A 13,536-nucleotide genomic window follows, 5' to 3' on the forward strand; every position below is an offset into this window, starting at 1 on the left:
GTGCTTTTGGCATTATGCTAAAAGCTTTGGCGGGTACGCCCTTCACCCTTGCGGGCGATGCTATCGAGGTATTTTCATGTGTCTGACTTGTCCAAGATATTTGAAATGTATCGCGTAAATGTACCACTAACAATTAATTTGAAGCAGCAGCAATGCTGTCGAAATCTCACAGCCGGCCTTAGCCGGCTAAGTTTTGTTTAAATGTATGTTTTCAGTTGGTTTCTATAATTTCCAATTGGTGTTGATTAAAGTTGACGATCGCCCAGGCAACCATAATATTTTATAATGTATTTAAAATTGCTCCGAAAAAATCGACCGGGAAGTTGAGAGTCAGAATCAAATGGTAAATTTAAGCGAAATTCTAGAGCCTATAGCCAGTCAATTCCGCAGCCTGGGAATTCCCGAACCGATTACCCATTGGGGACACCCAGTCATGATGGGCATCGTGGTGGTAGCGATGGGCAGTTTTGTGGGTTATACAGGATGGCAAGGACGTTTGGCCACCGATAAAGACGTGGCCATCAAAAGTCGCTCCGATCACCGCAAACTTGCTCCCTGGATGTTTTTGTTCATCGCTTTGGGCTACACTGGCGGCTTGTTGTCTCTGGTGATGCAACACCAGCCAGTCATGGAAAGTCCTCATTTTTGGACTGGTTCGACAATCATTGTATTGTTGACTGTTAATAGTTTGATTTCCCTAACAGGTTTTGGCGGCGACAAGCTGGCACTGCGCGCTGTTCACGCTTATTTGGGCACGACAGCCCTGGCACTGATGGTACTCCACGCGGCTTTCGGTTTAAAATTGGGTTTGTCTATTTAAGAGCATACCCACATCCCCGACTTCGGCTGTGAAGTCGGGGATCTAATAGCTATGGTGTTTTAGGTTTAGATGAATCAAGCAACGGGTGTAATTTTCTGTTTAGCTTACATTTTGGGATTGATTTCTACAGCGTTTCCTTGGGGTGGTTACGGTGTACTTTCCTTGGGAGTTGTTACGGCGATCGCCTTACCGAATTTTTTGCGAACATACACTCGAAACGCTGTAAAAAATACTAAAAAAAGACGCAGCAGAACTACTAAAAATCCTACTGATTCTTCCTTAGAAAAAACGGAAGAATTGAATTTTTATCAAATATTGCCGAGATCGAAATGGGTATGGTTCCTCGCAGGTTTGACGGGATTTCTCGCTAGCTTTTATTTTCAAATTCGATCGCCAGTACCAGGCATTAATGACATCAGCAAACTGATTCCGGCTGGTGGCAATACTCAAGAAATCGCCGTGACAGTGCGCGGTAGAGTTGTCAGTACGCCACGGTTGACTCGATCGGGACGATCGCAATTTTGGCTAGACACCAATCTAGTTAGCGAAATCAACGGTGGCGAGGGAGGAGTAGTTGTAAATCGGGAAGTATCCGGTCAACTTTACGTCACAGTACCTTTGTTGCAAGCCACAGGTTTGTACGAAGACAATACGATCGCCGTGGTGGGCTCTTTGTACAAACCGCAGCGGCCATCAAATCCAGGGGCTTTTGATTTTGAAGCATATTTAGCCAGATCGGGGGCTTTTGCAGGTCTCAAAGGAAGCCAAATTGACTGGAAGAGAGAAAATGCGATCGCTGATGTTAATGGAAGTGAGAACCAAGCTGCTAGTTTTTCCGAGTCCAGCGCCATGCCCCAATCACACATTCAAGCCATGCGACAACGGATTGTGCGATCGCAACTATTTCACTTGAATGTTCCTGAAGGCACCTTAATTAGTGCGATCGCCCTCGGCAAGCAAGCAGTAGATTTACCTTATAACATCCGCGACTATTTTGTGCAAGTTGGATTAGCCCATGCGATCGCAGCTTCCGGGACTCAAGTTTCGATGGTTTTAGCTTTAGTTCTGGCTTTGACCAGGCATTTTTCCAAACAGTTGCAGTTTAGTTTTGGAGTCGGCGCTTTATTGCTGCTAGTGGGATTAACAGGCTTTGAAGCTTCAGTATGTCGCGCTGCTTTAATGGGATTTGGAACATTATTTGCTTTGCTACTAAAGCGAGAAGTTAAGCCTCTGGGATTGCTCTTAATCGCTGCGATAATTTTACTGCTAGTTAATCCTTTGTGGATTTGGGATTTAGGTTTTCAACTCAGTTTTTTAGCAACTTTGGGATTGATAGTCACCACACCACCGCTGATGGCAAAGTTGGACTGGATGCCACCGGCGATCGCTTCTATTTTTGTGGTTCCCATCGCTGCTTCAGTTTGGGTATTACCCTTGCTACTTTACGTTTTTAATGTGGTATCTCCCTACAGTATTTTAGTCAATATTATTGCAGCTCCTTTACTCTGGATTTTGAGTATTGGGGGAATGATTAGTGCCTTAGCTGGATTGATTTTTCCACCGGCTGGTAGTGGGTTAGCGCAACTGCTAGAGTATCCTGCAAAAGGGTTAATTGCGATCGCTGAATATTTCTCCCAGTTACCGGGTAATTCGGTAGCTGTCGGCCAAGTATCCCAGTTGCAGCTAATCGCACTTTACAGTTTAATTTGCTGGGTTTGGCTGGGGAGAAAGTCAACCCCCCCCCAAGGAAGAGAAGAACCCGCACCTACCGCCCCCAAGAGGGGAAGCCAGAAGGGAAAAAGCACTGTTGTTTCGCTGCCAATTTTTTCATCAGCCTCAATTTTACCCCTGGCTATTGTGGCGGGAATTAGCATCATAGTTTTACCAGCTTGGCACAGTCAATTATCTTTATTTCAAGTTACTTTGCTGGCGACATCGAGGGAACCTGTTTTGGTAATACAAGAACGGGGAAAAGTATCACTAATTAATAGCGGTGATGACAATACAGTCCGGTTTATAGTATTGCCTTTCTTGCAGCAACAAGGTATCAATTCTGTGAATTTTGCGATCGCCACCCATCCTCATTTAGGTTTAAACGCAGGTTGGGGAAAATTATTAGAACGCTTGCCAATTCAAACATTCTATGATAACACATCTCCCAAACAAATTAACTATGCCAGCGGTCAAGAATTGATGACTGCGGTGCAATCTCGCCAAGGAGTTTACTTTCCTTTAGAAACTAACAGCACCATTAATCTGGGCTCTGTGCAGTTGCAGTTTGTGAATGCAGAAATCCCGGTTGTAGAACTGCTGGTGGGTGGACGAACTTGGTTGCTGCTGGGTGAAATAGCACCAGAAGCCCAAAAAAAATTGGTAGCAACGGGAAGTTTGAAGCCAGCTCAAGTGCTGTGGTGGTCCGGGAAAACCCTGACACCGGAGTTATTAACGGCGATTGGGCCAAAAGTGGCGATCGCCGCTGCTGACGAAATTGACCCGGAAACGGCCACACAACTTCAAAAAACCAAAACCCAAATTTTCTGGACGGGACGGGATGGAGCCTTGCTGTGGACACCAGCAGGGGGATTTAAGACCACCCTGGAGTCGCAAGAAAATCAAACTTCTGTTTTGTAGAGCTAGTACCTAGATAGCAAATAAGTAGACAGAATGGTACACTTATCGACAAAACTACGGTGTACCATTTTGTTTAAACTCGCGCGTTTTTGCAAAAAAGCTGGGATTGTCAGTAAAAACACTCCAGCGTTGGGATGTCTCAGGGAAGCTACCGGCCAAGCGCACCCTATCAGGTCATCGGTTTTACACAGAAGACGATTTTGCCTTTGAATTCATCCAAGAACTTGCCGTATCAGTCGGATGTGAAATTATAGTCGCCAACCAAGAATCACTGTCTCCTCAACATGAATTAGTAGAAGACCTGATGGCAATAATTCACTGTTTCTCCTGTCGGTTATACGGTCTACGAAATTACTCCAAGGAAATCAAAGAAAATTTAAAAAATGCTATTGACAAACCAGTACAGGACGTGGCAGAGTTAAACAAAGAAATCCAGTGTTGAGGTCGAACAATGCTTCTATCCATCAAAACAAAGTTAAAGCTAAACAAAAGTCAATCAACAGTTATGAGTAAACACGCTGGCATAGCGAGATTTACTTAGCATCATGCAAAAATAGCAAACCGAGCGAAAAAATACTCTACATCAAATCACTACTTACTTATGCAAAAACCACGCAACGATAGTAGTAGAAGATTTGAAGGTCTGTGGAATGCTAAAGAATCACAAACTTGCGGTATGGTAATAGCTGATTGTGGATTCCATGAATTCAAGCGCCAGTTAGAATACAAAGCTAAAAAGTTTGGCTGCGAGATCGTCGTTGCCGACCGCTGGTTCCCATCAAGCAAGACCTGTTCAAATTGCGGACATATCCAAGGTATGCCGTTAAAAGAAAGGACTTATAACTGTGAAAGTTGCGGTCATTCGATAGACAGGGATTTGAATGCAGCAATAAATTTATCACGGTTGGCTAAACCGTGAAAGCTTACTGAGGGATAGCCGCTCCCATGCCCCCGATGAAGTAAGAAGCAAATGTCTAGACTTGTCTAGTATTTGTATAGCAGATGGGCAAATGTGGCGCGTGGTGCGTTAAGATACAAAATACTCAAGGTCTCAACAAAATTTGCGGCCCCATCGCCTAAATCGGCTATCCGCTAATCACTGGACAAAAGTGGACAAGGTAGCCAGTCTAAGCCTTTAACTAGGCTACGTTAGCAGGGTCACGACACCTACGGGTGCTTTGGAGCCTGGAGCTACTGTCGCCGGAGATTAAACATCTTTATTTAGCTAAGGAAGTGTCTCCGGCACGACAAGCCTCGCTAACATTGACGAGGAAAACATAACCTGAGTAATCAGAGGACTTTTATGTCTAACTTTGTGTTCGTTCTAGATACCAACAAACAACCGCTTGATCCGATCGCCAAATTAGCGTCGCAACTACAACCTGAAGTTTTTGGTTGATTTTTACCTCGCGTTATGCAATTATTGTAGAGTAGCCAACCAATTGGAGAGGTGGCAGAGCGGTTGAATGCGGTAGACTCGAAATCTACTTTAGGGGTGACTCTAACGTGGGTTCAAATCCCACCCTCTCCGTACATTTCTTACTCCACAATGCTTTGATGCTATCAGTATCTTTAGCCAAAGGTGCAGTTTTATAGCCAGTGGTATATGTAAGTGGTATATGTACCACTCCGGTATATACCACTTTTTGTTTTAACTTCACCCCACCAAGGGGGCGATCGGTCAGGACAAAAGCATTTCTAAAACAGGACTTATACCAATTTCATAAATATTTGCTACAGATGCAGTTCAAAGCTCCCATTACTAAGCGGAGTTGGGAGGGAGTTATGTAGCGCTACTTTATGAAATTGGGGTTAGGGGGGATCGGATTCTATACAGCCTCATAAAAAATTGATATTACTCATTCACAAATTAAAGTAATTACTGTCACTTCCGGCGGACAAAATAGCCTTCCGGGTGCATAGGTTCCCAAACCGCGATTCACGTATAGTAAATTATTCCCCACCCGATGTAAACCACTGGCCCATTCCCAGTGAGTAACTACTCGATCGTCAATGGATAAAAAAGGCATCCAATTACGTACCCATTGAGGAATAGCAGAGCTAATTTTTTTTAGCCAAGCATACACAGGCCCAATACCGGGAATCACTATTTGACCACCGTGGGTGTGTCCCGAAAACTGCAAATCAATCCGGTATCCTTGCAGCTTTTCCGCAGTATCAGGATTGTGAGACAAGACAATCCGAGGGATGGATAGATCGACTGATGTCATTACAGGTTCAGGTTGAAAATCCCCAGACCAAAAATCCGCCAACCCAATTAAAGCTAAATTTTCTCCCAAAGGATAGGTAGCTTCATTGTACAAAACCCGAATTCCCGCGTTATTTAAAGCATTAGTAACCTCTATTTTACCTCCCGGCCAATAGTGGTCGTGATTGCCTAAAACAGCATAAATTCCCACCCGACTTTGCAAGTTTTTTAATCGTTGCACTAAGTCGTGAATCGGGGCAGTTTCCAGAGTGACAAAATCCCCGGTTAAGAAAATCAAGTCTGCTTCCGCTTCATTTGCCGCAGCGATCGCCTCGAATAGTAAACCTTCCGACAGCCGCACCCCGTCATAGTGAAAATCAGTCAGTTGTACCAGTTTAGTACCCGATAGATTTGCTGGAAGATTGGCGATCGGTATGGTTAAATGTTCTACCCGCAGTTTCCCAGTTAATAACCTGTGCATAAATCTAAGGTTTATTGACAGAGTGCAATTTCTAGCTTAGCAAATAAACCGCCCAAATCGCCCAACTATATTTAATGACCTCTTTTCTGATTCCTATAGCAATCCTAAATCATTTGTGAACGTCTTACTCCCTCCCCTTACTAAGGGGAGGTTTGGGGTGGGGTTAAAAATTTGTGACTCCTGCAAGGATTGCTATATTTACTTCATTTTTGATAAATCACTTCAAAAGTTTTTACAGCTTTCTTCTTACCTTTAACTATCACTTGACCCATCTCTTTAAACTCAAACATATCTTTAGTAGCGCTATACACACTATCGCTAACCAAAATTTGTTTTCCCTTAGCAATGGACTGCAACCTAGAGGCAATATTCACCTCATCCCCGATCGCAGTATAATCCATGTGCTGCGGCGAACCAATATTTCCTACAACCACCTCACCCGCACTAATACCAATACCTGTGAGAAAGTTATCCCTAATCCAAGGAATCGAAATTTCTTCAATCCGACGCTGCATATCGATCGCAGTTTCGATCGCTTTCCGTTCTCGATCGGCAACTTCCGAAGGAGCACCGAACATTGCCACAATCATATCTCCCACAAACTTATTTACCGTACCTTGTTTACTAAAAATTACCTCTACCATCTGGGTAAAATATTCATTTAAATAGAGCACTATCTTTTCAGCCGGAAGTTCTTCGCACTTCGTAGTAAAATCTCTAATATCCGAAAAAAGCACCGTAATATTTCGCTTAGTTGGACTCAGAGAAATTTCTCCTTTAGCTTCGATAACTGCTTGAACGACGTGGGGAGAAAGATATCTTTCCAAATTATTCTTAATCCGTTCTTCCTTCAATTTACTTTCATGCAATAGCGCATTCTCGATCGCCGCTGCTGCTTGGGAAGCCAAAGCTGTCAAAAGTTTTAAATCCTGTGCTGTATAGTTTACGAGTTGATTATTACTAACATTGATGACACCTATCGTACCACTTTGTGTAGTTAAAGGAGCGCAAATGAGAGAACGCAGCTCATTGTTTCCCTTAACATATCTGGGATCGGAAAGCACATCATTGACTATTTCAGCTTTTCCAGACACGAGAATGTGACCTGCTATCCCCACATTTGGACCAATTGTTGTTTTGCTATTATACTTTTTTCCCCTGGCTGAAATCACCTCTAATTTTCCAATTTTATGATTGACTAACATCAGCGAAATATTGGTAGCGTCAATCAATTTTTTGGCTTCTGTTACCACTAAATCAGTGACTTCAGAGACTCCTAAACAAGTTGAAATTTTGCTAGAAAAATCATACAAAAAATTCACTTCTTCGTATTTTTCCAAAGTATCCATAGCCAAAGTTCTTGTATCCGAATCAGCTTGAGCAGCATAGCCAATCAAATCAGCAATGAATTTTGCTTTTTGAGAGCCTGTGACATAACCAATTACTTCGTCGGCTAGCACCACAGGGTATTTGTATAAGCATGGATGAGCGTCTTCGCCCAATAAAATAACTCCCTCAATATTACGAATTGCGATCGGAGCATCTAGAGCAGAAATAGCGCCCTTAATAACTGCCTGAAAATCTTTTTTAGCAATCAATTTTTTCAGATTGATACGAACCATTAATTTTGCTATTTAGTTAGGAGTATTCTTTCGTGATTTATTTTTAAAGTTGTCACTCACTCTCCCAAAAATAATTAATAAAGGCAGAGCAATGTTGCAGATATCTGTAAGTGTGTCAAGTCAAACCGAGAACTTCTCTAGCTTTTTGCAAGACTTCTTTCGGGCGGAAAGGTTTAGTCATGTAAAGATTTGCCCCCACAGCCATACCACTTTGTTTATCATATTCTTGCCCCTTGGCTGTCAACATAATAATATAAACATCATCCATTTTTAGCTCATTTTTAACAGTGTTGCATACTTCTAGTCCGCTCATTTTCGGCATCATGACATCGAGAAAAACTAAATCAGGCTTTTCTTCCTGGATCAGTTCCAGTGCTTCCAGTCCATTTTTAGCCGTGATTAATTCTACGTCATCCTCATCTTCCAACTTTTCCAGAGCCTGCTCCATCAAAATCAGAATATTCGGTTCATCATCTACAATTAAAACTTTTTTAACTGCCATTTTTCCTCAATATTTTTCAGTAAGTTGTTCAGATTCAATCGGGAAATTTAAGGATTTTCAGAACCTAGATTTATGTAGTAAATCCAAATTTTTCAGAAGTCTTTAAGATTTCTAGGTGTTGTTGTTTGGTTGATCTACTTTTTTAGGTAGGGTATTTACTGCCATATTTCCCATAAAAATCAAGGAAACATTTTCCAAGCCATCAGTCAGGCGCAAAGTTTTGACAAGTTCTTTTTCTTGAGATAATACTTCATCAATAATAATCAAATTTGGCTTCCTTGATATAGCTAGACCCAGACACTCTTCAGCATTATAGGCTTTGATGACATTATATCCTTGAAAGACCAAAGCATCCGAGATTGTTTTCAGATTTGAAGGATTGCGATCTACCACCAATACAGTCTTGTTAGAGATAGTGGGATTTAGCAGCAAGCCAATTTCTCTCAATAGTCTTCCTACGTTGATAGGTTTGGTAAAATAGCTGTCGATTCCCAAGCGAGCGCCCCTTTCGAGATCGTGAATCAAAGAAACTATGATAATGGGAATACCCATAGTCTGGGGGTCATGTTTGAGAACAGCAGCGACATCAAAACCATCTATATGTGGCATCATTATATCTAAAATAATCAGATCTGGTTTCACTGATTTTGCCTGAGAAATAGCATCGATGCCATTAAACGCTTCCGTAACTTCATATCCTTCTTCTTCCAGTGACTGTCGGAGCAGTTCCCGGATGTTAGGCTCGTCGTCAACAACGAGAATCTGCTTGACTTCTTTAGTATTTGTCGCAGTTCTGCTGACAACCTGATGTTTTAATTGTGAGATTAAATCATTGAAATTTTCCCAGTTCTCTACAGGTGGAACATTGTTTACGATCGGTATACTAAAGGAAAAAGTGCTGCCGCGACCAACTTCACTTTCTAGCCAAATTCTACCGCCGTGATGTTCAATAATTTGTTTGGAAATTGGCAGCCCCAAGCCTGTACCTTTCGGCTTTTGGGTCAGGATATCTCCCACTTGTTTAAATCTTTCAAAAACTTTGCTTTGGTCTTCTGGTGCAATACCTATGCCAGTATCTGTAATACTAATAACTATCTCATCATTCTCTACTCTTGCTTTGCAAGTGACGGAACCTGATTGGGTGAACTTTACGGCATTGGAGAGCAAATTGATAGATACTTGAACCATGCGATCGCGGTCAACTAATACCTGGGGAAGTCCCGGCTTAAAATCCTTAATCAATTTCAAATTATTTTTTTCTAATAAAGATGAAGTAGCGGCGATCGCCTGTTTCAATATTTGCACTGGATCGGTTGGTTGCAACTGCCAATCTACTCTGCCAGCCTCCATTTTAGCAATATCCAAAACATCATTAATCAAAGAGGTGAGTCGCTCAGCTTCTGAGACAATAATATTGATATTATCTCCCACTTTATGCACAGCTTTTTTGGTTTTTTTGTCTTCTATAGGTATGGCAGGAAAAATTACATCTTCTAGTTTTTCTTTGATGATTGAAGCAAAACCCAAGACAGAAGTTAGAGGTGTCCGCAGTTCGTGAGAAACTGTAGCCAAAAAGTCTGTTTTCATCCGGTCAACTTCTCGTTCAACGGTGACATCCCTAATCAAAATAACCGAACCAAGGGAGTGATCTACTTCATCATTCACAGCTTCTTTGAGAATATTGGTTGCCAAAGCTTGACCGATTCGGTTATTGCCCAGTTCCACCTCAAGGGTCACAATTTCTCCCTCATTGCGTTCCGCTTCATCAGCCAGCCTTGCCAAGTTTTTAGCAAAAATATCAGAGACTTTTTTGCCTTTCAACTCCACATCTTTTAATTCAAACAGCGCGAGGAGAGCTGGGTTAAACCTCGTAATTTTACCCTCTATATCTGTGACTAATAATCCGTCAGCCAAGTTGTCCACAATTGCATTCAAATCTGCCAACGTTGTCTGCAATTCCCAGGACTGCTTTTTAGTTTGATCTAGCAATTCTGCTTGGTGCATGGCTACTCCCAATTGACTGCCAATCTGAGTCAGCAACCTGACTTCTCCAGGTTCCCACTCACGAGAAGTTGAGTTTTGATAAGCTGCTAGCAAACCCCAGAGATTTTTACCTACAAAAACTGGGGCCACACAATATGCTTTGGCTTCAATTTGCTCTAGAATTTCTAGGTGACACTGAGAGTGGCCAATTTTGTAGATGTCATTTACTACAAAAATCTCCTGATTGCGATACCTACCTCCCTGAGTATGTTGCAAGTATTCATCTTGCCAGACGGTTTTAATTTTTTCAGTTACTAAAGATATCCAGCCTTCGGCTACGGACTCCGAGACAAATTCGCCACTCCAGTCAGGAAAGAAACGGTAAACTGCTACGCGATCGCAGTTGAGGATTTGGCGAACTTCTTGAGTAGTAGCACTGAAAATTTTGTCGATGTTTAGGGTTTGACGAATCCTTTCAATTACCCTGGCTAAGGTCCGCTCCTGTTCGGCTGCTTTTGCCTGCTGTTTAGCTTGAAATTGAATTTTTTCTAGGTATTCTAACTGCTGCAATGCCACTCCCAAATGGGTAGCAATTTGAGTTAGTAATTTGACTTCATTTTCTTCCCAATGTCGCGGACCACTGTGTTGAAATGCACTCAGCAATCCCCAAAGTTTTTCTCCTTTAAAAATAGCAACTACGGCACAGGATTTAACACCAAAATATTCTAAAGCTTCGATGTGGCACTCACTTTGACCGGCGTTGTAGATATCGTCAGCGATAAAGATTTCGGCATTGCGGAATCTGCCTCCTTTGTGTTCGTTTAAGTAAGGGTCTTCCCAACCACTACCTACCAATTTAGGCCATTCCCCAGATTCAGATTCAAAGATAAAGTCACCGAAATAGTCTTCGCGAAATTGATAAATAGCAATGCGATCGACATTCAACAGTTTTCGCACCTCTGTGGCTGCTGTCTGGAAAATTATTTCGATCTCTAAGGTTTGGCGAATCTTGTCAATCATGCGAGTGATGGCTCGTTCTCGCTCTGCTTCCTTAACTAACTCTTCAGTCCTTTTTTGCAATTGCACCTCAAGAGTTGTCTGGAGTGCTGTGGACCGCCTTTCAGCTTTTTCTAAAAGTTCTGCTTGCTGTATTGCTACTCCCAAATGAACTGAAATTTGAGTAACAAACTCAATTTCATCTTCCTGCCACTGGCGTGGACTACGACATTGGTGAATGCAGATTAATCCCCATAGTTGATTGCCTTTAATTAAAGGTACAATTAGGTTAGCTTTGACTTGAAACCTGGAAAGAATTGCAATATGGCAATCGCTCAATCCGGCGTTGTAAATATCAGTAACTGCCTGAATTTTTCCTTGTTGATAGTTGACTGCGTATTGTGTTCCAAAACAACGATCGTGTACCTTGATGGCTTTGGCGGAGTCAAACTCCGGCAGCACGTCTTCTGAGACAAATTCCCCGTCGTCAAATCCTGAATTGGGGTCAAACTGAAACATTCCCACTCGATCGGCATTCAGCAGTTGCCGTACTTCTGTAGCGGTTGATTTTAAAATAATATCTAAATCTAAAGACTCGCGAATTTTGGTCACTACGGCAAACAGTGCTTTTTGTTTGGCAACTCTAGCGGACTCTTGTTTATCTGCCAGTTCTAGTTCCGCCAGCCGCCCTTTCAGGGTTGCGAGCTCTCTTGTGAGGGACTCATAAGCCTCGGCATCTAATTTTATGTATTTCTGTGACATGGCATTTACTTGTGTTTTGGTTGATTTATTTAGTTTTTATAGTTTTTATAATTTTTGAATTCTAATTTTAAATTATAGATATAAACTTGGACTCTGATTCATTAACTGTCGATCGCCTTTAGTCCCACGCGCGATCGCCAGCCCAGAACATCCCTTGATACTTACGTAAAAACACTATATTACCTGCATAAAAAAACAAAATGAACCACGGCGGCCAGTAGCGCCTGGTATGGGGGTGGCGGTTATGGTTGGGTTTGTTTGGCTGATGTAAAAAATTACAGGACTTACGGAGGATAGTTATCCGTAAGATTGGGTAGAGGACCAGTGTCCCATCCCGGATCGAGAACCCCCCCAGGCCCAAGCCTAGATTTTGGTTTTTATATGTGGAAAGTAAATAAATTGATTATTTACATTAATTATTGTATCAAAAGAGTTTGACAATGGTAACTTATGGTAAATACCTACCAAACCAGAGCTAGCACTCCGCGATTTATGAGCAGGGATCGAGGGATTAAAGTAGGTTTTGTACTGATTGATATTGGGGATCTGGGAGATTGGCAAGTTGAGGTTTTTGGGAATGAGACCTTGGTGAACTCCGCTGACAGGGTGGCTGAGTGAGCAAAAAGTCCTATTGTGAGAGTCGCAAAATATTTTGTGAGGATCTTTGCTTTGATCCAGGGTTTTGATACTCTAAAATATAGATAGAGCTGTGGCGCTCAATCGATCGGCATTGTTAATACTAGGGGAGCCAACTATGCAGGGTGTGAAAATTATTCACCTGAAAGTTAGGGAGTTTTCTGAGTGATTGCTATCTCAGCCCGTCCAGTAGGGCGCAATTGGATTACGATTAGCTTCGCTTCTACTCTATACCTTTGTCCTGTTTTGGATCTGCTCCTAGCAGAGGTTCCGGTTCACTGGCAAGCGGAATTACGGTTAGGGCTTCAAGAAGCTTTGGTAAATGCTGCTAAACATGGAAACAAATTGGACCCCAGTAAAACTGTTGGAGTCCGTTTTTCCATAGTCCAAAATCAATATTGGTGGGTGATATCAGACGAGGGAACGGGGTTTCAAGCCCCTTGCAATTGCAACCTTTATACAGATGATTGCGATAGCGATGTTGCAGATAACTGTGAACTCCCTGACGTTGAAAATGAATGCGGCAGGGGGTTGTTTATTCTTTACCAGATATTCGATCGGGTTGAGTGGAATTCTCAGGGTACAGAGTTAAGGGTATGCAAACAAGTTCCCAGTTCCTCAAGCCTACCTCGCTGGCGGTAAAACTACTAATATTTGGCAGAATTGTCAACATCAGTCACAACGGGAGAGTTCTTTGGTTCCCCAATCGACCGATCGTACTCGATCGGTCTACTTGCTGTGCATAAGTCAGTCTCAGTAACAAAATATCACCAAAGAAATGGGTCTGAAGCCCCGTCACTTCGGCTACGCTCAGTGCATCGCCTTCGCTTGACGGCTTGAATTCTCCTAATTCTATAAGTCCTAGCTACAAAAAACTAGATCGGAAAATCCGCC

General features: G+C 42.4%; 10 protein-coding genes and 1 tRNA gene. 7 read left to right on the top strand and 4 right to left on the bottom strand.

The window, feature by feature from the left end:
* Positions 1 to 340 precede the first annotated feature (340 nt).
* From ACBR23_RS27150 to ACBR23_RS27175, 6 genes are all read left to right on the top strand, one after another.
* Positions 341 to 820 carry a DUF4079 domain-containing protein gene (locus ACBR23_RS27150; protein WP_371118209.1) on the top strand — a complete coding sequence of 160 codons (480 nt, stop codon included), beginning with the start codon at positions 341 to 343 and terminating at the stop codon, positions 818 to 820.
* A gap of 69 nt (positions 821 to 889) precedes the next feature.
* A complete protein-coding gene (locus ACBR23_RS27155) occupies positions 890 to 3,451 on the top strand; it encodes a ComEC/Rec2 family competence protein (RefSeq protein WP_371120789.1) in 2,562 nt (853 codons plus the stop codon).
* Between the two features lie 100 nt (positions 3,452 to 3,551).
* On the top strand, positions 3,552 to 3,893 hold the full coding sequence (locus ACBR23_RS27160; RefSeq protein WP_341736682.1) for a MerR family transcriptional regulator: 342 nt from the start codon (positions 3,552 to 3,554) through the stop codon (positions 3,891 to 3,893).
* A 9-nt stretch (positions 3,894 to 3,902) separates the two neighbouring features.
* On the top strand, positions 3,903 to 3,992 hold the full coding sequence (locus ACBR23_RS27165; RefSeq protein ID WP_371120788.1) for a helix-turn-helix domain-containing protein: 90 nt from the start codon (positions 3,903 to 3,905) through the stop codon (positions 3,990 to 3,992).
* A 60-nt stretch (positions 3,993 to 4,052) separates the two neighbouring features.
* Entirely contained in the window at positions 4,053 to 4,370 is a 318-nt protein-coding gene (locus tag ACBR23_RS27170; protein ID WP_371120787.1) for an RNA-guided endonuclease InsQ/TnpB family protein, read from the top strand.
* Positions 4,371 to 4,895: 525 nt separating this feature from the next.
* A tRNA-Ser gene (locus ACBR23_RS27175) sits at positions 4,896 to 4,982 on the top strand.
* A 328-nt stretch (positions 4,983 to 5,310) separates the two neighbouring features.
* On the opposite strand, the gene ACBR23_RS27180 is transcribed toward ACBR23_RS27175, so the two are convergent.
* The 4 genes from ACBR23_RS27180 to ACBR23_RS27195 form a co-directional block, all read right to left on the bottom strand.
* Positions 5,311 to 6,141 carry a metallophosphoesterase gene (locus ACBR23_RS27180; RefSeq protein WP_341736621.1) on the bottom strand — a complete coding sequence of 277 codons (831 nt, stop codon included), beginning with the start codon at positions 6,139 to 6,141 and terminating at the stop codon, positions 5,311 to 5,313.
* A gap of 203 nt (positions 6,142 to 6,344) precedes the next feature.
* Positions 6,345 to 7,763, bottom strand: coding sequence for an adenylate/guanylate cyclase domain-containing protein (locus ACBR23_RS27185; RefSeq protein ID WP_371120786.1), 1,419 nt, complete (start codon positions 7,761 to 7,763; stop codon positions 6,345 to 6,347).
* Positions 7,764 to 7,878: 115 nt separating this feature from the next.
* Positions 7,879 to 8,265: a response regulator transcription factor gene (locus ACBR23_RS27190; RefSeq protein ID WP_340520738.1), complete on the bottom strand. Its 387-nt coding sequence runs from the start codon at positions 8,263 to 8,265 to the stop codon at positions 7,879 to 7,881.
* A gap of 111 nt (positions 8,266 to 8,376) precedes the next feature.
* Complete coding sequence (locus ACBR23_RS27195) at positions 8,377 to 12,006, bottom strand: GAF domain-containing protein (protein WP_371120785.1); 3,630 nt, start codon at positions 12,004 to 12,006, stop codon at positions 8,377 to 8,379.
* A gap of 801 nt (positions 12,007 to 12,807) precedes the next feature.
* On the opposite strand from ACBR23_RS27195, the gene ACBR23_RS27200 reads away from it, so the two are divergent.
* On the top strand, positions 12,808 to 13,284 hold the full coding sequence (locus tag ACBR23_RS27200) for an anti-sigma regulatory factor (RefSeq protein ID WP_340520745.1): 477 nt from the start codon (positions 12,808 to 12,810) through the stop codon (positions 13,282 to 13,284).
* The last annotated feature ends 252 nt before the right edge of the window (positions 13,285 to 13,536 follow it).

The sequence above is a fragment of the Microcoleus sp. genome, from assembly GCF_041354475.1.
Lineage (GTDB): Bacteria > Cyanobacteriota > Cyanobacteriia > Cyanobacteriales > Microcoleaceae > Microcoleus.

Bases quoted from the DNA above. Each gene is read 5' to 3' on its own strand.
- ACBR23_RS27150 (WP_371118209.1), top strand. From the start codon at position 341: ATGGTAAATTTAAGCGAAATTCTAGAGCCTATAGCCAGTCAATTCCGC.
- ACBR23_RS27155 (WP_371120789.1), top strand. From the start codon at position 890: ATGAATCAAGCAACGGGTGTAATTTTCTGTTTAGCTTACATTTTGGGA.
- ACBR23_RS27165 (WP_371120788.1), top strand. From the start codon at position 3,903: ATGCTTCTATCCATCAAAACAAAGTTAAAGCTAAACAAAAGTCAATCA.
- ACBR23_RS27170 (WP_371120787.1), top strand. From the start codon at position 4,053: ATGCAAAAACCACGCAACGATAGTAGTAGAAGATTTGAAGGTCTGTGG.
- ACBR23_RS27180 (WP_341736621.1), bottom strand. From the start codon at position 6,141: ATGCACAGGTTATTAACTGGGAAACTGCGGGTAGAACATTTAACCATA.
- ACBR23_RS27185 (WP_371120786.1), bottom strand. From the start codon at position 7,763: ATGGTTCGTATCAATCTGAAAAAATTGATTGCTAAAAAAGATTTTCAG.
- ACBR23_RS27190 (WP_340520738.1), bottom strand. From the start codon at position 8,265: ATGGCAGTTAAAAAAGTTTTAATTGTAGATGATGAACCGAATATTCTG.
- ACBR23_RS27195 (WP_371120785.1), bottom strand. From the start codon at position 12,006: ATGTCACAGAAATACATAAAATTAGATGCCGAGGCTTATGAGTCCCTC.